The organism is Achromobacter sp. D7-1, from assembly GCF_059760445.1.
On record NZ_JCBAMT010000040.1, the window covers coordinates 39,035 to 59,064 of the forward strand.

Consider the following 20,030-nt stretch of genomic DNA (forward strand, 5'->3'; position numbering starts at 1 on the left):
TTTTGAATACGGCGCGGGGATGTTTGTATACTCGAAACATGACTACAAACCTGCATGATCTCAAGCCGGGTTACTACTGGTACACCATGGCGAACGACCCGCTGGCCATCATTCATATCCACGAGGATGGCGGCGCCACGCTGATGGGCACGGACTACCGCATCGGCGCCGAAGGCGTGGCCGACATGGTCCGCCAGGGCGAACGTTTTTTCTGGATAGAACCGCCTCAAGCCTGAGTCGACGGCGCGTGCCGCCTGGTCTGTGCAAGGCCGGCCGCCACGCGCGGCGCCTGGAAGCCTGCCATGACTGATCTGTTGTTGAAGAATGTCCGCGCGCCGCAAGGCGCCGCGGTGGATGTGCTGGTGCGCGACGGACTCATCCAGAGTATCGGGCCCGGCCTCGCCGCCGAGTCCGGCGTGCCTGTCGAGGACGGCTTGGGCGCCTTGCTGCTGCCGGGCCTGGTCGAAGGCCATACGCATCTGGACAAGACCACCTGGGACTCGCCCTGGTACGTGAACGAGGTGGGGCCGGCGCTGACCGACCGCATCGAGAACGAGCGGGCTTGGCGCGCCCGCAGCGGCCATGATGCGGCCAGCCATTCGCGCGCCCTGGCGCTGGCCTTCCTGCGCGAAGGCACGACCCGCATCCGCACTCATGTGGACATCGATACCGACGCCGGACTGCGCCACCTGGAAGGCGTGCATGCCACGCGCCGGGAGCTGGCCGGACGCGTCGAGATCCAGACCGTGGCCTTTCCCCAATCGGGCTTGTTGATCCGGCCCGGCACGGCCGAACTGCTCGACCAGGCCCTGGCGCAGGGCGCGGACGTGCTGGGCGGCCTGGATCCGTCGGCCATAGACCGCGATCCGGCGAGGTCGCTCGACGTGTTGTTCGGCATCGCCGGCAAGCATGGCAAACCTATCGATATCCATTTGCACGAACCGGGCGAACTGGGCGCATTCACGCTGGACCTGATCCTGGACCGGGTCCAGGCGCTGGGCATGCAGGGCAAGGTCGTCATCAGCCACGCCTTCTGCCTCGGCGGCGTGGACGCGAAGCGGCTGGACGGCCTGCTGCGGCGGCTGGCCGCGTTGGATGTGGCCTTGTTGACCACGGCGCCGCCATCGCGTCCCGTGCCGGCCGTGCGCGCCTGTCGCGAAGCAGGGGTGACGATCTTCGGCGGCAACGACGGCATCCGCGACACCTGGACTCCTTACGGCAGCCCCGATATGCTGGCGCGCGCCATGCTGATTGGCCTGCGCAACGACCTGCGGCGCGACGATGAGGTCGAGTGGGCTTTCGATTGCGTGACCGCGGCCGCGGCCCGCGCCTGTGGTTTCGCGGACTATGGCTTGGCGCCGGGGGCGCGCGCCGACCTGGTGCTGGTCGACGCCAGTTGCATCGCGCAGGCCGTGGCAACGCGGGCGCCGCGCCGATTGGTGGTTTCTGGCGGTGTGGTCGTGGCTCGCGATGGCCGCGACGCGGACCCGCAGCGCTGATCTTCCGCGCTTAGCCCAGGCCGAGCTGAGCCTCGGCCATTTCCACGAACGCCTGCATCAGCGCCGAACGTACGCCCGACCGCAGCCATATCGCGCCCACCGTGCGCACCGGGCAAGGCGGCGGTAGCGGCCAGCGCCTGACGCGGGCTGGCGGTTCGCCCGTGGTCGCCCAGTCGGGCAGCAGCGCCACGCCCAATCCTTCCGATACCAGCTTGGCGATGGAGTCGATGCCATCGAGCTCGAAGCGCACATGCGGCCGCAAGCTGCGCGCTCGCAGGTAGTCGTCGGCCATTTTGCCGCCCACCACGCTGCGGTCATAGCAGATGTAGGGTTCGCGGGCGATGACCGCCAGCGGATCGCGCACCTTCATGTCGACCGGCGTGACCAGCACCAGGGGCTCCTGCCGCAGGTCTCGCCAGGCGCAGGTCTTGGGGATGGCGAACAGCGGATGCACCAGCAGTGCGCCGTCCAGTTCTCCCGACAGCACCTTGCCGTAGAGCAGGGTGGTGGGTGCAGGTTCTATGTAGATTTCGATGTGGGGATGGCGCGCGGTCCAGGTGCGCAGCACGGGCGGCATGATGCCGGTCAGCGCGGTGGGGGTGGCGCCCAGGCGCAGCGGCCCCGCGGGCAGTTCGGTGTCGGACGCGGCGGAACGCAGGTCGCGCACGTCGCGCAGGATGGCGCGGGCGCGCTCCAGAATCCGCAGGCCCGCCTGCGTGGGTTTCACGGTGCGGCCGGAGCGCGCGATCAAGGCGCTGCCCATGTCCGCTTCCAGCGCGCGCAAGCGCTGCTGCACCGTGGCGGGCGTCAGCCCCTGGTGGCGCGCGGCCTGGGCGATGGAGCCCAGCTCCACCACGTGCACGTAGGTTTGCAGAAAGCGGGAATCCACCGGCGTGGCCCTCCTTAAAAGACGTTTTTTCCATATTCTAAAGATGGATGAAGATAATTGTTGTTTTCTTTGGCCGCGGCAAGAATACAGACAGAGCGTTGAGGCCGCGCACGCCGCGCCGGCCCCGCCCGACCATCCCGCTTACCAAGGAGCCAGTTGTGCCCATCATTGAATCCATAGACGTGTGCGCCGCCGCGGTGCCCCTGGACAAGGTCACCTCGTTTTCGAACCGCAGCGTGTCGACCCGCCACTACGGCCTGGTGAAGGTCCGCTCCTCCGACGGCGTGGAAGGCATCGGCTTCTGCTACGTGGGCAGCGCGGGCGGCGCCATCTTCGAGGCCGCGGTGCGGGATCTGCTGGGGCCCGTGCTGCTGGGCAAGGATTCCCATGCCGTCGAGGGCCTGTGGCAGGCCATGTATCAGGAAGCCCTGCTGCAGGGCCGGCAAGGCACGGTGATGCGGGCGCTGAGCGCCCTGGACATCGCGCTGTGGGACCTGAACGCCAAGGCCGTCGGCCTGCCGTTGCACAAGTACATGGGCGCGGTCGAACTGGAGACCGTGCCGGCCTACGCCAGCGGCGGCTATTACCTGGACGGCAAGACCCCCCAGCACCTGGGCGAGGAAATGGCGAGCTATGTGGACAAGGGCTTCCGCGCCGTGAAGATGAAGACCGGCCGCCTGTCCCCGGCCGAGGAAGAGGCCCGTTTGAAGGCCGCGCGCGAGGCCATCGGACCCGACGTCGAACTGATGATGGACTGCAACAACGCCTGGCAGGACGTGACCCAGGCCATGCAATACATTCGCCGCTTCGAACAGTACGATCCGTACTTCATCGAAGAACCCTTCGGCCCCGACGATATCGACAGCCATGCCAAGCTGGCGCGCCTGACGCGCTTGCCCATCGCCACCGCCGAGATCGGCTATGGCCGCTGGTATCACAAGGAGTTGCTGGACAAGGGCGCGGCCGGCATCCTGCAGACCGACGCGGCTGTCTGCGGCGGGATCACCGAATGGAAGCGCATCGCGGCGACGGCGGCCAGCTACGGCGTCGTGGTCTGCCCGCACTGGTTCCATGACGTGCACGCGCCGCTGGTTGCCGCCACGCCGAATGCGCGCTATGTCGAATTCTTCTGGGACGACCAGGTGCTGAATTTCCGCAGGCTGGTGGATCGCCAACTGACCCACAAGCAGGGGCGCGTGGTGCTGCACCAGGAACCCGGCCTGGGCTTCGGTTTCGATGAGCGCATGGTCGAACGCTACGGCAAGTGGAGCCGCGTCGGCAAATAATGGCCGGAACGCGGTCGGTCGGCATCGCCGCCGACTGGCCGCGACGAGCCGCGCAGGAGCGCCGCAGCCAGGTCGCGCAAGACGGCCGGAGGCGGTGAATGCTGGCAGTGTTTCGATAACCAGTCGCCGGCCATCGGACCGGCGCGCGAGGAGACAGCAATGCAACGTAGGCAATTCATGACCGGCGCCGCTGCGCTGGGGGCCGCGCTGGTCCTGCCGGCGGCGGCGCGGGCGCAAGACCTGCCGCAGGGGCCGGTCAAGATCGTAGTGGGTTTTCCGGCTGGCGGCGGCACCGACGTGCTGGCGCGCCTGCTGGGGCAGAAGCTGGGCGTGATGTGGAACATTCCCGTCATCGTCGAAAACCGCGCGGGCGCGGCCGGCATCATCGCCGCCGAGCAGGTGGCGCGCCAGCCCAACGACGGCAACACGCTGTTGATGGCGCACGTCAACAGCCACGGCATCGCGCCGGGTCTGCAGCCCAAGCTGGCCTATTCCGTGGAGCGCGATTTCACGCCCATCGCGCTGGTCGGCAAGACCCCCACCATCCTGATGGGCGGCGCCGCGCAGCCCGCCAAGACGCTGCCCGAACTGGTCGCGCTGTGCAAGGCGCAGCCGGGCAAGATCGTTTTCGGTTCGGCCGGCAGCGGTTCGGCGCAACACCTGGCGCTGGAAATCTTCAAGGCCCGCGCCGGCATCGACGTGCTGCACGTGCCTTACAAAGGTTCGGCGCCCTTGATGAACGACCTGCTGGGCGGCCACGTGCAGTATTGCTTCGAAGGCATGACCACTGCCACGCCGCTGGTGCAATCCGGCAAGGTGATCGCGCTGGCGCAGACCCTGCTGCAGCGCTCCAAGAGCCACCCCAATGTGCCGACCGTGGCCGAGCAGGGCTATCCCGGCTTCGAGGCCAGCATCTGGTTCGGCATGGTCGGTCCGGGCAAGATGCCCGCCGCCATGGTCCAGCGCATGAACCAGGACATCGACCGCGTCCTGGCGATGGCCGATGTGCAGGAAAAGCTGGCGCAGGTGGGAGCGGAGGACGGCGGCGGCAGCGTCCAGCGCTTCGCTGACTTCATGAAGCAGGAGCAGCAGAAGTACGCCCAGACCATCCGCGACGCGAAGATCGTGGCTGAAGGCTGAGGCGCCGCCGGCGGGCGGAAATTGATGGAGACACTGGCCCCCCAAAAAGTGTAAAAAGATATAACCTCGCCTGCCGGCGATTCCTGGGGACGGCCTCGATGCCGCGCAAGTTAGTAATCGGCATCGCCATCGCTCTCGCCGCCGCAGCGGCGCTGCTGCCCATCGGCTTCGCACTGCATATGTCCTGGTCCCGCGCCGTCGCGGGCGAACAGCGCTACCTGGATGACCAGGCCCAGCGCATCCTGACGGAAACCCAGGACCTGCTGGACCAGACCGTGGCCACGCTGCGCGACTTGGACGGCCTGGCGTTCGATCCCTGTTCACCGCAGCACATCCGCCATATGCGGGCCCTGGCCCTGCGGGACCGGGCCGTGGACGACCTGGCCTATGTGGCGGGCGGAGTCGTCCTATGCACTACCTGGGGCGTGCCCAGCTACGAGGAGCCGCTGGTTCCGGCCCAGGTCGAACTGGCCAACGGCGCACGCCTGCTGCTGGACGCGGTGCCTGTACTGAGCCCCGGCATCAGGATGGTTGCCGTGCGCCATGGCGATTACAGCGCCTTGTTCGAACCGGGCCGGTTCACCGAAAAGGCGGCTACCGACGGCGCCCAGCTCGCCGTGGTCCTGCCGGGCGTGGGCATGCTCGGCACCCGCAATGACCCCGACCTGGTGCTGGTGTCGCAGGCGCTCAACGGCGGCAAGCTGGACATCGATGAGGCCTATCTCAGCGCCGTCGCGCGCAATGCGGACCTGGCCGTCGTCCTGCTCGAACCACAAACCGAAGCGTTGGACATGTTGCCGCGCGAACGCCTGTTCTGGCTGCCCATCGGCGCGCTGGTCGCCGGTGTCATGATCGCGCTGGTGGTCTGGCTGTCGCGCCGGCGCCTGTCCATCGCGGGCGAACTGGCCGCCGGCATCAGGCGGCGGGAGTTCGTCGTGCACTACCAGCCTATCATCGATCTACGCACCGGCCGCTGCATCGGCGCGGAGGCGCTGGTCCGATGGACAAGGCGCTGCGGCAATACGTTGCGGCCCGACCTGTTCATCTCCATCGCCGAAGACAACGGATTGATGACCCGCATCACCGAAGAAGTGTTCCGCCTGGTCATCCGGGACATGGAGGATCTGCTCGGTGAGGACCGCGGGGCGCACATCTCCGTCAACCTGAGCGCCAGCGATCTCAAGGACGGGCGGGCGCTGCGGGTGCTGCAGCGCATGCTCGAAGGGACGGCCATCGACCCCCGGCAAATCTGGCTGGAAGCCACCGAGCGCGGCTTCATGGATGTCGACAAGGCTTGCAGCGTCATCGAGCAGGCCCGCGCGCAAGGCCATGCCGTGGCCATCGACGACTTCGGCACGGGCTACTCCAGCCTGTCCTATCTCCAACGGCTGCCGCTGGATTCGCTGAAGATCGACAAGTCCTTCGTCGACACCATCGGCACCGATTCCGCCACCCACAAGGTGACGGACCACATCATCGACATGGCGAAGTCGCTGAACCTGCTGACCGTGGCCGAAGGCATCGAGCGCCAGGAGCAGGAAGACCACCTGAAAGCGCGCGAGGTGGATTTCGGCCAGGGCTGGTTGTATGGCAAACCCATGCCGGCACCGGAGTTCATCGCCTACTACAAGAAAAACGTGGCCAGCACGCCGCCGCCCAGCCGGATGCCCGACGCGCGGGTGTGAGGCGAGGGGCGATACGCCCTGAAGTGCCAGCAGATCCCGTGTCGCTTTGGCGAATACGGGAAACCTCGCATTGTTCCCGGCGCGTGCCCTTCTTAATAATAGAATCAGAATTCAAATTCTAAATAAAGAGCCACGGTAGCTTGAGAGGCGGCGTAGGTGGAGAAGGGCCGTTGCAGGAGTTGTCGACGTGGCTCGTCACAACAAACCTGAGGAGACACTTGTGGGTCAGGAAGTCGCTATTCGTCGGGGCGAGCCGCCATGCCGGCCGGATTCATCAACGTTGCGGGTTTCGGGCGGCATCTCTCGCCTGCTTTCGCGCTTGAGTGTGGGCGTCATAGTCCTGCTGTCGTGCGCGACCGGGGGCGACTCGATAGCGGCGACCCTGCAGTTCTATGGTCTTATCGATACCTTCGTGATGTACGCCCGCAATGGTGGCGATTCCAACTTCAGGATGGGTAGCGACAGCGGCAGATTCCCCCGCGAACAAGCGACCGCTACCGATTCGTTCTGGGGCCTCCTGGGGGTTGAAGATTTGGGGGATGGGGTGCAAGTCCAATTCCGTCTGGAAGGCGGCGTGCACATGACCAACGGCGCGACGCGCTATCCAGACACTCTCTTCAACCGCGAGGCAAACCTGGCCATCGGTTCGGCATCCTGGGGGACGCTCAAGTTGGGCAGACAGTATCCGGCGGTGGTGTCCCATACCACCGATCCGTTCTTCTTTTCCGAAGCGTTCTCACCCGCGGCCTCGGCTTCTCAAATGATGGTGGATCTTGGGGAGGGCGCCGCAAGGATACAGGTGCGGGTCAACGACGCCATTTCATATCAGACGCCGTCGATGAACGGGCTGGTCATCCACGCGCTATATGCCCCGCAGCAGCGCAAGAAGCTGTTCGCGATGAATGGAGATAACGCCAGCGGGCCCACCGAGGGCGACACCGGCGCCCTGGTGACCTACACCAGTGGGCAGTGGGTGCTGGGCGGCTCCTACAATGCGTTGCGGTCGGAGTCGTCGCACGGATCATTCCGTACCGATATGTTCGTCGCCAGCACCACGTATACGACTGGCGCGCTGCAATCCTCCATCGTGTACACCCTGATGCGGCCCAAGGCGCCGGGCACCATTTCCGCGCAGATTATGACCTTGAACTCCTTATGGCAGCAGGGCCCGCACGTGTTGCGCGGCACGCTGCTCTACCGGGCGCTCAATGGCCGATCGGACCACACGATAGGCGGCTTGCTCGGCTACGACTACGAGCTGTCGAAGCGGTCCAGCGTCTACACGCGGGCGGGGGGCTTCAAGAACACTTCCAGGGCCTTCTATGGGCTCGGCGCCAGCGTGCCAACGGAGATGGGCGCCAGTTCCACTGTTCTCGCGCTCGGCGTCATGCACCGGTTCTGACGCCGGCCGGCAGGACTTGCCGGACCCTTTGGGCCGCAGCGCCTAGCGCGCCTGCGGTTCCACCCAACCCGCCGTGGCCGAAATCGAGCGGGCTTTTTCACTGAGCAGCCGCGCCGTATCGGATTGCAGATCATCGTCGATGGCGCCCACCGGGCCCATCAGCGTGATGGCCGCCTTCATCTCGCCCAGCATGTCGAAGATGGGCGCCGACAGCGACGTGAAGTGCGGCAGCAGCGCATCGCGGCAGCGGCTGAGGTGGTGCAGGAGCACTTCCTCGCGGATGGCCTGCACGTCTTTCTGGGTGTAGGACCTGGCGGTCGCGCCATAGCCGTCTGCCCCTGCCGTGGCCATTTCCTGCTCCAGCAGTTCGCGCGTGCTGGCTTCCGGCAAGTGGGCCAGGAAGTTGCGGCCCAGCGCGGATGACAGCAACGGCAGCACGCTGCCCACGCGCAGTTCCAGCAGGGGGCGGCTGCGGGCGCCTTCGACGCGGTAGACGATGGTTGGGCCCTTGTTGCCCCACACGCCAAGGAACACGGTGTGGCCGGTGATCGCGGCCACTTCGGCCATGATGGGCCGGGCGGTGGTGAACACGTCGAACTGCTCCAGCGCCGCCAGACCCAGCCGCAAGGCATAAGGTCCCAGGCCGTAGTGGCCGGTATCCGCGTGCTGCTGCACCACGCCCACCTTCTGGAAGCTGACCAAGTAGTAGTGGACGTTGGGCACCGTCAATTCACAGGCGTCGGCGATTTCCTTCAGGGGCAGGGGGCGGCCGGCCTTGCGGATGACGTCCAGGATCCGGAACCCCACTTCGATCGACTGGATGCCCCTGCGCGCGGCGGCAGGCGCCTGTTCCGCGTTCTTTTCTACCTTGCCGGCGGGCCTTGCCATTGCTGCCTCCACTGATTTTCTGGCGGGAGTTTAGCAGCGGGGCGTACCGCTTCCGCCAGGGCCCAACGGCCGACGCGCCGGGTTTTCCCTAGTTTTTCATGCTCTGATTTAGGTTTGATAATAGTTAATGACTACAGCATTATCAATCTAAAGCGATTGGGGAAAGCAGGCATGGAAGCGAATGTGGCAATGCAGCGGATCGACGCGAGTCCGACGCTCAGCAGGAAGGAGGAACGCCAGGTGGTGGTGGCCTCGACCCTGGGCACCTTGTTCGAGTGGTACGACTTTTTCATCTACGGGACCCTGGCCGTCTTCATGAGCCAGGTGCTGTTCCCGCAGGACAACCCCACGGTCGCGCTGCTGGCCGCGCTGGGCGCGCTGGCGGTGGGCTTCATCATCCGGCCGCTGGGCGCGGTGATGTTCGGCTACCTGGGCGACAAGCTGGGCCGCAAGTACACCTTCCTGATCACCGTGGTCATGATGGGCGGCGCAACCGTGCTGATCGGCTGCCTGCCCACCTATGAATCGGCCGGCCACCTGTCGTGGATCCTGCTGCTGACCCTGCGCGTGGTGCAGGGCCTGGCGGTGGGCGGCGAGTACGGCGGCGCGGTCATCTATGTGGCCGAGCACTGCGAGCCCAAGCGCCGCGGATTGTTGACGGGCTGGATCCAGATCACCTCGTCGGCGGGCCTGATCCTGTCCCTGATCGTGATTCTGTGTACCCAGGCAGCCATGAGCGCGGAGGATTTCCGGCAATGGGGCTGGCGCCTGCCGTTCATCCTGTCGATTGTGATGTTGGCGATTTCGATCTACGTGCGCGCCAAGCTGCATGAGTCGCCCGTGTTCACGCGCATGAAGCAGCAGAACCGCCTGTCCAAGAACCCGGTCAAGGAAACCTTCGGCCAATGGTCCAGCCTGCGGCTGGTGCTGCTGGCGCTGATCGGCGTCACCGCCGGCCAGGGCGCGACTTATTTCACCGGCCAGTTCTACGTCATGATCTTCCTGCAGCAGGCCGTGCAGCTGGACCAGACCAGCGTCTACACGCTGATCCTGATCGGCTTCATCATCGGCGCGCCGACCTTCGTGCTGTTCGGCTGGCTGTCGGACCGCATCGGCCGCAAGTGGATCATGATGGTCGGCCTGTTCGTTGCCGCCATCGGCTACCACTCCATGTTCGAGGTGCTGCTCAAGGCTGGCAATCCGGCGCTGGCCCAGGCCATGCAGAGCACGCCGGTGCGCGTGCATGCCGACACCAGCGGCGGCGCCTGCGACTTCGGCCTGCAGGCGGCAATGATAGGCAGCCATGCCGACCACAAGAAGGTCTGCGTGCAGGCCAAGAAATTCCTGGTCGGCAAGGGCATCAACTTCGAATACGCCGCGCCGCTGCCCGGCCAGAGCATCGCCATGAGCGTGGGCGGCACGACCGTCAACGGCTTTGACCGCGCCGCATACACCAGCGCGCTGACGGCCGCCGGCTATCCGGAGCGCGCCGATCCCGCGCGCGTCGACCGCACGACCATCATCCTGATCCTGGTGCTGATGACCGCCGTCGTCGCCATGGTCTACGGCCCGGTGGCGTCCTATCTGGTCGAACTGTTCCCGGCCCGCATCCGCTATACGGCGCTATCCTTCCCGTATCACATCGGCGCCGGCATCTTCGGCGGTATCGTGCCGTTTACCGCCACCTACCTGGCCCAGGCCAGCGGCAATATCTTTGGCGGCCTGATGTATCCGGTCGTCGTGACCGCGGTGGTCGGCGTCATCGGCAGCCTGTTCCTGCCGAATACCCGCGCCCGCGCCATCGACGAAGACGCCGCGCACTGAGAAAAAAGGAGAGACATGTCCATGCAACAGAGCTTCAAGGCTGCCGTCATCCAGGCGGCCTCCATTCCGACCGACAGCATCGCCTGCGCCGAGAAGGCGGCGTCCCTGATCCGCCAGGCGGCCGAGCAGGGCGCCCGCGTGCTGGTGTTCCCCGAGGCCTTCCTCGGCGGCTACCCCAAGGGCAACTCCTTCGGCGCGCCCATCGGCATGCGCAAGCCCGAAGGCCGCGACGCCTTCGCCAGCTATCACCGCCAGGCCATCCGCCTGGACGGCGAGGAAGTCGCGCTGGTGGCCCAGGCCGCGGCCGACACCGACAGCTTCGTGGTCATGGGCTGCATCGAGGCCGATGGCGGCACGCTGTACTGCACCGTGCTGTACTTCAACGGCCGCGAAGGACTGGCGGGCAAGCACCGCAAGCTCATGCCCACCGCCGGCGAACGCTTGATCTGGGGCTTTGGCGACGGCTCCACCATGCCCGTCTTCGACACCCCCTACGGCAAGATCGGCGCCGTCATCTGCTGGGAAAACTACATGCCCATGCTGCGCATGTACATGTACAGCCAGGGCGTGGCGCTATATTGCGCGCCGACCGCCGACGACCGCGATTCCTGGATTCCCAGCATGCGCCACATCGCGCTGGAAGGCCGCTGCTACGTCCTTACCGCCTGCCAGCACCTGCGCCGCGACGCCTATCCCGACGACTTCGAATGCGCGCTGGGCGATGCGCCCGACACCGTGTTGATGCGCGGCGGCAGCGCCATCATCGATCCGCTGGGCGAAGTGCTGGCCGGCCCGGATTTCTCCGCCGAGACCATTCTGTACGCGGACATCAATCCCAACCAGATCCTGCGCGGCAAGTACGACTTCGACGTCTCCGGCCATTACGCTCGTCCGGATGTGTTCCAGTTGCAGGTCGACACGCGCGAAAAGCGCGCCGTCTCGGCGCTGAACGGCGGCCAGAAACAGGAGGCTTGAGTCATGCATTTTGATTTCAGCGCCTTGCCGACGCAGACGGTCTACAACGTGCTGACCTCGACCGTCACGCCGCGCCCGATCGCGTGGCTCACCACGATTTCCGGCACAGGCGTTGTCAACGCGGCTCCTTTCAGCTTCTTCAATGTCATGGGGCCTCAGCCGCCGACGGTTGCCATCGGGCTGATGCGCCATGCCAGCGGCGAACTGAAGGATTCCGGCGCCAACATCATCGAGAACGGCGAGTTCGTGGTGAACCTGGTGCCGGAGTCGCTGGTCGCGCAGATGAATCAGACCTGCGCCGATTATCCGGCGGACGTGGATGAACTGGCGGCGGCCGGCTTGACCGCGCTGCCGGCAACCCATGTGCGTCCCCCGCTGATCAAGGGCTCTCCGGTGTCGCTGGAATGCGTCAGCCAGGCGACCATCGTGACCGGCCCGCGCCAACTCGTGGTGATCGGCCGGGTGCTGGGCGCGCATGTCGACGACGCCTATGTGCAGGATGCCGAGCGCGGCTACATGGACACGCCGGCCATGGGGCTGATTGCGCGCATGCATGGCGGCGGCTGGTACGCGCGCAGCACGGACCTGTTTCAGTTGGCGCGGCCGACGGCGCCGTTGTGATAGTCAGGCGGGGGCGGCCTGCGCACTTGCCATATGGTGCCAAAGTGACATGGGTCCATAGGTGGGGCTGCGCTTCGGATCCCTCTGCCCGGCCCCGGCTCACGGCCTCTGCTCATGAACGGGGTCCGAAACCAACGCATTAGGCGACTGCCAGCCGAGGACCCCGGAGCCATCCGAAGCGCAGCCCCGCCGGGGCGAGCATCGGAATGGCGCAGGGCAGCCTCGGCGGCTAAAGAACCCCAACATCCGCAAGCTCGAAGCCCTGCCGCCCCGCTGATGATGACGTGCCCCCGAAAGCTGGATTCACGTCCAACTTTCGGTGGTCGGTTCAGACCCGCGACAGCCTGCATTAGGCCAGCGCTTCCTCATCCTTCAATATCTGCATGGCCTTGCCCAAGGCGACCTGGTAGCGCCGCTGCTCCTGGGCGACGCGGTCCGGCGTCCATTGATAGAAGCCCTTCAGGGAGGGCGACTTGACGCCTATGTTGCCCTGCTCGACCAGCTCGCGCATGAGAGCGCTGGGCCGGTCGTCCGTACGCAGGTGCGGATACATGGTCGCGGCCGCCGCGCAATGGATGTCGATGCCGGCCAAATCCTTCTGCAGCAGCGGGCCGGCCGCGATGTAGCGGAACCCGAACCCGTAACGCACGGCAGTGTCCACGTCCTCGGCGGACGCGAAGCCTTCCTCGACCAGCGCGATCGCCTCGCGCATCAGCGCGTGCTGGATGCGGTTGGCAAGGAATCCCGGCACGTCGCGCTTGACCTGCACCGGCTTCTTGCCGGTATCGCGCATGATGCGGCTGACTTCCTGGGCCATGGCCTCATCGGTCGCCTCGCCGCGTATCACTTCCACGGCGGGCACCAGGTGGGCGGGCATGAAGTAGTGCAGGCCCACCATGCGCGCGCGGGTCTGCAAGCCCTCGCCGATGGCGCTGATCGGAAAGCTCGACGAATTGCTGGTCAAGGGTATGGAGGCAGGCGCCAGCTGTTCCAGCCGGGCGAACACCGCGCGCTTGGTTGCCAGCAGTTCCGGCACGCACTCGACCACGATGCGCGTATCGCTCCAGTCGATTTCCTCCATGGTTGCGCTGGTCGCGATGCGCTCGGCGTCGGCCTGGCCGCCGATCATTTCGCTGGACGCGTTCACGCGCTGTGTCGCGGCTGCGCGCGCGGCCGCATCGGGCTCCACCAGCCACACGCGCCAGCCCGCCGCATGAAAACCGGCGGCGACGTCGGCCCCCATGGTGCCCGCGCCCAGCACAATTGCCTGATCCATCTGTTCTGTCCTTTTGGTAGTTGGAGAATGTCTTACTCAGAGGGCCTGCGGCGCCGGCAGGTACATGGGCTTGCCCGCCACGTCGAGGTCGACGCGCAGGATGCTGGCCGAACTGGACTCGGTGATGTAGAGCGTGCGCCCCGCTGGTCCGCCGAAGGCCAGGTTGGTGGTGTGCAGCCCCTCGGGAGACTGGATGCGCAAAGCCGGCTGGCCCAGCGCATCCATGCACCAGACGGTGCCCAGCCCCACGTGGGCGATGCATAGGCCGCCCTGCGCATCCAGCGCCAGGCCGTCCGGCCCGCCGCCGCCCGACATCTGGATGAAGGTGCCGACCTTGCCGACCTGGCCGTTGCGCAACAGCGGCACCTTCCAGATGGCATTGGCCCGCGTCGCCGCGACATACAGCGCGTGCTCGTGCAGATCCATGACCAGGCCGTTGGGGCTGGGTATGCAGTCGAGCAGGCAATCCAACTGCCCGTCCGGGCGCAAGCGGAACAGGCGCCCGGACGGATCCTGCCAGCCGGTCATGCCCTGGTCGGTGAAATAGAGATCTCCCGCCTCCGAGAAGAACAGGTCGTTGACGCCCTTGAAGCGCTCGATGTTGTAGCGCTCCAGCACCGGGCGCACCTCGCGGCGCTCGAGGTCGAACTGCATGATGCCGTGCTTGTAGTCGGCGATGAAGATGCGGCCGTCGCGGTGGAACTTGAGGCCGTTGGGCCAACCGTCGTATTGCACGAGCGGTTCGAATTCACCGCGCTCGTCGACGCGCAGGACGCGGCCGTTGATGACGTCCACGCAATACAGCAGGCCGTCCGGCCCGAAGGACGGCCCCTCCAGCAGCGAGCGCGGCGGATTGCCTTGCGGTTGGCCGGCGACCCACTCGTTCAGGTCCTGGCCCTGCCACTTCAGCTCGTCGGGCAGCCGGGCGTGGACCTTGGCCTGAATCCTGGGAACGGGATCGTAGAACATGCGGGTCTCCTCTGATTTTCTGGACGGGAATCTATGCGTCCCGTTTCGAGCAAAATTCTAAGGAGAGCCGAGCATTTAAGGAAATGAAATATATCGAACGAAATTTTCAAAAAAAACGATAGTTGATTTTTCCCGTCCCCAAGGAACTAATGGGTCTTGCGGGCCCGCGCATACGTCGAGCAGCCGCGCGACCGCTCAGAGGCACGATAAGATGATGCGTCCCCTCTTGCCGCTGCCGCTCCATGCTCCGTCTTGCTATCCGCACCGTTCTCGTACTCCTCATTGCCGGTTCGGCATTGCTGCTGCTACGTGGCAACGGCGGCCCGCAACTGATTCATAGCGAAGATTCGCAGTTCGGCAAACTGCTCGTGTTCGAGGAAAACGGCGAGCGCTGCATGAACTTCAACTCCATGCACGACGTCGGCCGCCAGACCTGCATGAGCCTGGAGCATCCCGGGCAGTTGGTGTTTTCCTACACGCGCATGATGATGACCGCGCTCTACATCAATCCCAAGCCGCGGAACATACTGATCGTCGGATTGGGCGGCGCCACGCTGCAAAAGACCTTGGCCGCGCTGCTGCCCGATACCGTCATCGATACCGTGGAAATCGATCCGGCGGTAGGCAAGGTTGCGGCGCGCTACTTCGGCTACCAGCAGGGCCCCAGGCAGCGCCTCTACCTGGAAGATGGCCGCGCCTACATCGAACGCGCCCATCGCGAAGGTCTGCAGTACGACATGGTGATGCTGGATGCCTTCGACGTCGACTACATCCCCGAACACCTGATGACGCTGGAGTTCCTGCAACACGTGCGCGGCATCCTCGCGCCGGGCGGCGTGGCGGTGGCCAACACCTTCACCGAGAGCCAGCTTTACGCGCGCGAGTCGGCGACCTATGCGGCGGTGTTTGGAGCATTCTTCAATCTGCAAACGGGCAATCGCGTCATCATGGCGGTCAACGGCGAGCTGCCCGGCCGCGATGAACTGGCGCGCAATGCCGCGGCGTTGGACGCCAGCCTCGGGCCTTTGGGCGTCGATCTCAAGGAAGCCTTGGGCCTGTTCTCGCGTCGGGAAGATATTGCGGACGACGCGCCGGTCCTGCGCGATTGAGTGGACCCGACGCCGGGGCGCGGCCTGTCGGCCGCGCGCTCACTTCACCGCCGAATTGCCGCCGTCCGCGTAAAGCGCGGATCCCGTCACGAAGCTTGCCATCGGACTCGCCAGAAACAGCGCAGCCGAAGCAATTTCATCAGCGCGCGCAATACGCTTCATGGCATGCAGCTTGGCAGCCCAGTCTTTCTGTTCCTGGTTTCCGGCCATTTCCGTGTCCACACCGCCGGGCAACAGCGCATTGGCCCGGATGCCTTGTGCGCCGTAGTCTGCCGTGATGCCCTTGACCAATCCCATCAGCGCGGCTTTCGACGTCCCGTATGCCGCCATCCCGGGCAAGCCCACGCTAGTCCCCACAAAGCTGGACACGAAGACCAGCGCGCCGCCACCCCGCTCCAGCATGGCCGGGATCTGATGGCGCGCGCCCAGGAACGCCGCGGTGAGATTGACGCTCAACGTGCGCTCCCATTCGTCCAGGGCGACTTCCGCCAGCGGCTTGAGCGGGCCGACGGTGCCGGCATTGTTCACCGCGATATCCAGGCCGCCGAATTCGCGTTGCGCAGCTTGCACCGCTAGTCTGTGGGTTTCAGGCAGCGCGACATCTCCGGGCGCAACGCAGGCCCGGCCGCCGGCGCTTCCGATCTCGTCCGCCACTTGTTCCAGCAGGTCGCGACGTCGCGCGGTCAGCACCAGCGCCGCGCCCTCGGCTGCCAGGCGCAACGCCACCGCGCGCCCGATGCCCGAGGATGCCCCCGTCACCAAAGCCACTTTTCCAGCAAGAGATATAGACATCGGCGCCAGCTCCAGACATGAATGATGCCTGCATGCTACGAGCGCGGGCGCGCCTTGTCCTCCCGTTTATTGCTGCCTGCTGCGGCTCGCCCGATCGCTAGCGCGACCGTGCGCAACTCCAGTAGGGGCATCCAGACCGGCTGATGATTGCCGACGCCAGTTCACCCGGCCACCGGAGGATCCCCTGCATGGCGTCAGCCTGTGCCTGCAATGGCGCTGACTCGGTCCGGAACTTCCTGCCCCCATCCACCAGGAATTTCATCAAGAGGCGCGTCTGCACGGCCTTCTCCACCTCGAGTTCGACCGGCTGTTCCTGAAAGATGGCGGCATAGATCCGGGTCTGCATCGCGCAATACTGCTCTGCCCCGGCCAATGCCTTGCGCGCAGCCGCATCCGGGTATAGCTGCTGCAACTCGACGGCTTGCTCCAGGCAATCTTGATACCACTGCGGCATGAACCTCGCCAACAGGGCCTGTTCCCGGTCGCCAGGCTTTATGCAGCGGCGCAGATCGGGCGCGGCGGCTCCGCCCTGTGCCGCCTCGAACAGCGCACGGTCGACGCACTCATCGAGAATCAGCGCGCTCGCGGGCGCTGCGGCCGGCTGCAGCAATCCCATCTTCCCCAGCGTACGCTCAAAGCGCGCAGCGGCGATCTGCTGCTGCATCTCGCGATCATGGCTATCAAGCGTCACCAAGGCCAATGCCGCTGCGCTGATCACGCCAGTACCCGCCAATACCGCCGCTGCCGCCATGGGTCGCAAGCGTTCGGTGCACAGCGCGACACCCGCAAGCAGCGCCCCCGACAGCAAGCCCCCCAGGTGCGCCGCGTTATCGACGTCGAACGCAAAGCCCGCGCCGAAGGTCAGCACCAGGCTGAACAGCAGATTGCCCGGCGGGATGTGCGGCCGGCCCATGCGCCGGTCATGCAGGCCGTAGACGATGGCCGCCCCGAAAATACCCAGGATCGCGCCGGAAGCCCCGCAGCTCAGGAAAAACTCGTCGCGATGCCATAGCGCGGTGACCAGGCTGCCGCACAGACCCGACAGCAGATACACGCCCAGGAACACCCAGGAGCGCATGCGCGCCTCCAGGATGATCCCCAGCGACCATAGCGCCAGCATGTTGATTGCCAGGTGCAGGAAGCCGATGTGCAGGAACATGCTGGTGAACAAGCGCCAGTATTCCCCGGACAAGGTCAAGGCCGGCACGTTGCCGCCCCAATCGATCAGGAAGGAGGTTTGGCTCAGGCTCTCGAACGCCCGCGTGTCCAGGAATCCCGCCACGCAGTACACCGCGATATTGCAGGCGATGAGCAAGAGCGTGATCTTGCCGGCGCATATTCTTTTGAGCAGGGACGTGCGTTGGAATGGAGGCATCAGGTAGGCATGTCAAAGAGTGGGCACTATCTTAACCAAGCCGCGCGCCGGCCAGCAGAACCCCGAAGCGTGCGTGCGCTGCATCGATGTAGCGAGCGTTTCAGCCGCCGGTCTTCGGCGCTGGTTCCTCGTTGCCGCACCCTGCGTATTGATATCGGCCCGGCTTGCCGAGCTTTGCCGTGAACGTGCATGACTCGCCGGAATACGCGTGCGTGGCCTGCACTTGCAGCACATCGCCGGCGACAACCACGCTCTGCTTGCCCTGCCCGCAACTCCAGAAGGTGGTCGAGAGTTCCTCGAAGGTCTGTTCCGCAACGAGCTTGGCGGGACGGCCGGAGGTCGCGGAAGCGACCCATTGAATCCGGACGCGGCAGCTGACGTGCTCGAAACCCACCTCTTCCACCACGATCCGGTACGCGCCCTTGGCCGCGCCATCGTTCCAGCGGCCGCCCTGCACCACGCGCGCGATCGACGCCTCCGCCTGCGTTTCAGCGACAGCCCCGGTCGCCTGTAGCGTCAGCAATAGGAGCACCGCAAGTGTTCTCATGACTTTCATTCCACAGACCGCCTGGAGTTATCAGTGACCGCCAAGCGCTCCGTCAGTGCGCTGCCGTGCACTTATACCATCCGGGTGTGGTGCCGTTCGTCGTCATACCGTCAGCGCAATCACCAACGCAAGAATGGCGATCGTCATCAAGGCCCCCGCGACACCGGCGGACGGCCGATAGTCTGGCCCGGCGCCCTGGTCCTTGAACTGGAACGGCCGCGTCCACAAAACGAACAGGCTGCTTGCGAACGCAGCTACCGCCAACACGCTCCACACGACTACGTACAGCACCGGTGCGCCTCCCGCCTCAAGTATCCAATCTGGCGTTCAACGAGGTTCCGCCTGCCGCGCCGCAGCCTTGCAGGCGTTTCGCACAGTCACATGGCTGCAATAGCGCGCGAAGTCCTTCTTCGCCAATGCCAGATAGAGCCCGGTCATAACCATCGCAGCGCTGGCCACAAAGGCATGCAGCCACAGGTTGACGGAATACTTGAGCAAGCTTGTCACCAGATAGAGATTCATTGCCCCTATGCCGAGCAGCATGACCATCAGAATCCAGCGCGCCCATTCACTGCCCCGATACAGCCAATACAGCAGCAGCGCCGGTATCACCAACCGTTGCGCCGCTTCGAATTGCCCGCGCAGTGCGTTCAGGATGTCCGGGCTGGTGGCCACAATAATGCCTAGCAGGCTGATGAACCAAAAGCGGCGGCCGTCGGGCAGGCGGCGACGCGCATGGTTCTTCACGGCATTCTCTCGCGCCATTTTCACTCCTAGTCAGAAAGCGGCGTCCCAGTGTACCCATTCGCGCGCCCCCATTTGACGCCGCAAAAGGAAATCCAATACGCTGCGCCGATGATGAAGATAAGAACCTCCCGCCCCGACGAAGGCGCACGCGTAGTCGAAATCTGGCGCAACGCGGTGGACGCCACGCACGGCTTTCTTTCACCCGAGGATCGCCAGGCCATCGACGAGATGGTGTGCGGTTTTCTCCCCCAAGTGCCGCTCTGGCTGGCTGTCGATGCCAACGACTATCCGCAGGCGTTCATGCTGATCGACAACGGGCACATGCAGGCGCTGTTCGTCGATTCCACCTGCCGCGGAACCGGCATAGGCGCCGCGCTGGTGCGGCACGGCCTCTCGCTCCATCCCAATATGACCACGGACGTCAATGAGCAAAATGGCCAGGCGGTAGGCTTCTATGAAAAGATAGGCTTCAAGCGCACGGGACGTTCGCCGCTAGACGATCAAGGCAGGCCGTACCCGCTGATCCATCTGGAATATCGGCGCTGAATGAAAGAAGCAAAGCCACCTTTTCGGGTGGCTTTTTATTTTGTCCGCGCACATGCAACGCACTCGCGCCATGCTCATCGAAAAACAGGCAAGCAAAAATGAAAAGGCCGTCAGTGATTTCTCACTGACGGCCTTTGGAACTACTGGTCGGGACGGCGGGATTCGAACTCGCGACCCCTTGCACCCCATGCAAGTGCGCTACCAGGCTGCGCTACGCCCCGAAAGAAAAAGAGTATAGCAGAACAAAATTTTGTTTGCACGCATTCGTGCAGAAAAAGTGCTGAATACTCAAAAAAATTTTCGCGCTGCGTTCATCGATTGCATCAACCGCATGCGCATCGATGCGCGCGGCGCGAGGTACTGCTCAATGCAACGCGCGGCTTGCGCCGCGCGTTGCAGGTACCGCGTTCAAACAATGTGGGGAATGACGATGCGCCGCGTTCAAGCCGCAGGGCTTGCG

General features: G+C 64.9%; 21 protein-coding genes and 1 tRNA gene. 12 read left to right on the top strand and 10 right to left on the bottom strand.

Features of this window, described 5'->3' with window-relative positions:
* Positions 1–38: 38 nt before the first annotated feature.
* Both AC6LKD_RS18015 and AC6LKD_RS18020 read left to right on the top strand, forming a co-directional pair.
* On the top strand, positions 39–236 hold the full coding sequence (locus AC6LKD_RS18015; RefSeq protein WP_013391913.1) for a hypothetical protein: 198 nt from the start codon (positions 39–41) through the stop codon (positions 234–236).
* 66 nt (positions 237–302) lie between these two features.
* Positions 303–1,499 carry an amidohydrolase family protein gene (locus AC6LKD_RS18020; protein ID WP_498116993.1) on the top strand — a complete coding sequence of 399 codons (1,197 nt, stop codon included), beginning with the start codon at positions 303–305 and terminating at the stop codon, positions 1,497–1,499.
* Positions 1,500–1,509: 10 nt separating this feature from the next.
* On the opposite strand, the gene AC6LKD_RS18025 is transcribed toward AC6LKD_RS18020, so the two are convergent.
* Positions 1,510–2,388 carry a LysR family transcriptional regulator gene (locus tag AC6LKD_RS18025; RefSeq protein WP_498116994.1) on the bottom strand — a complete coding sequence of 293 codons (879 nt, stop codon included), beginning with the start codon at positions 2,386–2,388 and terminating at the stop codon, positions 1,510–1,512.
* 158 nt (positions 2,389–2,546) lie between these two features.
* Here AC6LKD_RS18025 and AC6LKD_RS18030 point away from each other — a divergent pair, with 158 nt between their 5' ends.
* The 4 genes from AC6LKD_RS18030 (at position 2,547) to AC6LKD_RS18045 (ending at position 7,901) form a co-directional block, all read left to right on the top strand.
* Positions 2,547–3,674 carry a mandelate racemase/muconate lactonizing enzyme family protein gene (locus AC6LKD_RS18030; RefSeq protein ID WP_492276122.1) on the top strand — a complete coding sequence of 376 codons (1,128 nt, stop codon included), beginning with the start codon at positions 2,547–2,549 and terminating at the stop codon, positions 3,672–3,674.
* Between the two features lie 159 nt (positions 3,675–3,833).
* Positions 3,834–4,814: a Bug family tripartite tricarboxylate transporter substrate binding protein gene (locus AC6LKD_RS18035; protein WP_013391917.1), complete on the top strand. Its 981-nt coding sequence runs from the start codon at positions 3,834–3,836 to the stop codon at positions 4,812–4,814.
* 98 nt (positions 4,815–4,912) lie between these two features.
* Positions 4,913–6,499, top strand: a complete 1,587-nt coding sequence (locus tag AC6LKD_RS18040; RefSeq protein WP_498116995.1) for an EAL domain-containing protein — start codon at positions 4,913–4,915, stop codon at positions 6,497–6,499.
* A gap of 187 nt (positions 6,500–6,686) precedes the next feature.
* Positions 6,687–7,901 (top strand): porin, encoded by a 1,215-nt coding sequence (locus AC6LKD_RS18045; protein ID WP_492276124.1) that lies wholly within the window; start codon positions 6,687–6,689, stop codon positions 7,899–7,901.
* A 42-nt stretch (positions 7,902–7,943) separates the two neighbouring features.
* Here AC6LKD_RS18045 and AC6LKD_RS18050 read toward each other — a convergent pair whose 3' ends face one another.
* Positions 7,944–8,789 carry an IclR family transcriptional regulator gene (locus tag AC6LKD_RS18050; protein WP_498116996.1) on the bottom strand — a complete coding sequence of 282 codons (846 nt, stop codon included), beginning with the start codon at positions 8,787–8,789 and terminating at the stop codon, positions 7,944–7,946.
* Positions 8,790–8,960: 171 nt separating this feature from the next.
* Here AC6LKD_RS18050 and AC6LKD_RS18055 point away from each other — a divergent pair, with 171 nt between their 5' ends.
* Genes AC6LKD_RS18055 through AC6LKD_RS18065 form a run of 3 tightly spaced genes read left to right on the top strand, consistent with a single transcriptional unit; the run spans position 8,961 to position 12,209 of the window.
* Positions 8,961–10,613, top strand: coding sequence for an MFS transporter (locus AC6LKD_RS18055; RefSeq protein WP_498116998.1), 1,653 nt, complete (start codon positions 8,961–8,963; stop codon positions 10,611–10,613).
* Positions 10,614–10,628: 15 nt separating this feature from the next.
* Positions 10,629–11,588 carry a carbon-nitrogen hydrolase family protein gene (locus AC6LKD_RS18060; protein ID WP_013391922.1) on the top strand — a complete coding sequence of 320 codons (960 nt, stop codon included), beginning with the start codon at positions 10,629–10,631 and terminating at the stop codon, positions 11,586–11,588.
* Between the two features lie 3 nt (positions 11,589–11,591).
* Complete coding sequence (locus tag AC6LKD_RS18065) at positions 11,592–12,209, top strand: flavin reductase family protein (RefSeq protein WP_013391923.1); 618 nt, start codon at positions 11,592–11,594, stop codon at positions 12,207–12,209.
* Positions 12,210–12,558: 349 nt separating this feature from the next.
* On the opposite strand, the gene AC6LKD_RS18070 is transcribed toward AC6LKD_RS18065, so the two are convergent.
* Positions 12,559–13,485: a 3-hydroxyacyl-CoA dehydrogenase family protein gene (locus tag AC6LKD_RS18070; RefSeq protein WP_013392931.1), complete on the bottom strand. Its 927-nt coding sequence runs from the start codon at positions 13,483–13,485 to the stop codon at positions 12,559–12,561.
* 36 nt (positions 13,486–13,521) lie between these two features.
* A complete protein-coding gene (locus AC6LKD_RS18075) occupies positions 13,522–14,454 on the bottom strand; it encodes an SMP-30/gluconolactonase/LRE family protein (RefSeq protein WP_498116999.1) in 933 nt (310 codons plus the stop codon).
* A gap of 242 nt (positions 14,455–14,696) precedes the next feature.
* On the opposite strand from AC6LKD_RS18075, the gene AC6LKD_RS18080 reads away from it, so the two are divergent.
* A complete protein-coding gene (locus AC6LKD_RS18080; RefSeq protein ID WP_013392929.1) occupies positions 14,697–15,563 on the top strand; it encodes a spermidine synthase in 867 nt (288 codons plus the stop codon).
* 39 nt (positions 15,564–15,602) lie between these two features.
* Here the strand turns inward: AC6LKD_RS18080 and AC6LKD_RS18085 are convergent, their stop codons facing one another.
* The 5 genes from AC6LKD_RS18085 to AC6LKD_RS18105 all read right to left on the bottom strand — a co-directional run bounded on the left by AC6LKD_RS18085 (position 15,603) and on the right by AC6LKD_RS18105 (position 19,042).
* Entirely contained in the window at positions 15,603–16,355 is a 753-nt protein-coding gene (locus AC6LKD_RS18085; protein WP_498117001.1) for an SDR family oxidoreductase, read from the bottom strand.
* 97 nt (positions 16,356–16,452) lie between these two features.
* Positions 16,453–17,670, bottom strand: a complete 1,218-nt coding sequence (locus AC6LKD_RS18090) for a rhomboid family intramembrane serine protease (RefSeq protein WP_498117002.1) — start codon at positions 17,668–17,670, stop codon at positions 16,453–16,455.
* Positions 17,671–17,830: 160 nt separating this feature from the next.
* The gene (locus AC6LKD_RS18095; protein WP_498117003.1) at positions 17,831–18,277 is read right to left on the bottom strand and encodes a hypothetical protein; all 447 of its coding nucleotides are present in this window, start codon (positions 18,275–18,277) and stop codon (positions 17,831–17,833) included.
* A 102-nt stretch (positions 18,278–18,379) separates the two neighbouring features.
* Positions 18,380–18,568 (bottom strand): hypothetical protein, encoded by a 189-nt coding sequence (locus AC6LKD_RS18100; RefSeq protein ID WP_013392925.1) that lies wholly within the window; start codon positions 18,566–18,568, stop codon positions 18,380–18,382.
* A 36-nt stretch (positions 18,569–18,604) separates the two neighbouring features.
* Positions 18,605–19,042 (bottom strand): hypothetical protein, encoded by a 438-nt coding sequence (locus AC6LKD_RS18105; RefSeq protein ID WP_013392924.1) that lies wholly within the window; start codon positions 19,040–19,042, stop codon positions 18,605–18,607.
* A gap of 90 nt (positions 19,043–19,132) precedes the next feature.
* Between AC6LKD_RS18105 and AC6LKD_RS18110 the strand changes: the two genes are divergently transcribed.
* The gene (locus AC6LKD_RS18110; protein ID WP_498117004.1) at positions 19,133–19,570 is read left to right on the top strand and encodes an acetyltransferase; all 438 of its coding nucleotides are present in this window, start codon (positions 19,133–19,135) and stop codon (positions 19,568–19,570) included.
* 144 nt (positions 19,571–19,714) lie between these two features.
* On the opposite strand, the gene AC6LKD_RS18115 is transcribed toward AC6LKD_RS18110, so the two are convergent.
* Positions 19,715–19,791: transfer RNA gene (locus AC6LKD_RS18115), tRNA-Pro, on the bottom strand.
* A 29-nt stretch (positions 19,792–19,820) separates the two neighbouring features.
* On the opposite strand from AC6LKD_RS18115, the gene AC6LKD_RS18120 reads away from it, so the two are divergent.
* Positions 19,821–20,030, top strand: a 210-nt coding sequence (locus AC6LKD_RS18120; RefSeq protein WP_498117005.1) for a hypothetical protein, incomplete at its 3' end; no start/stop codon positions are given.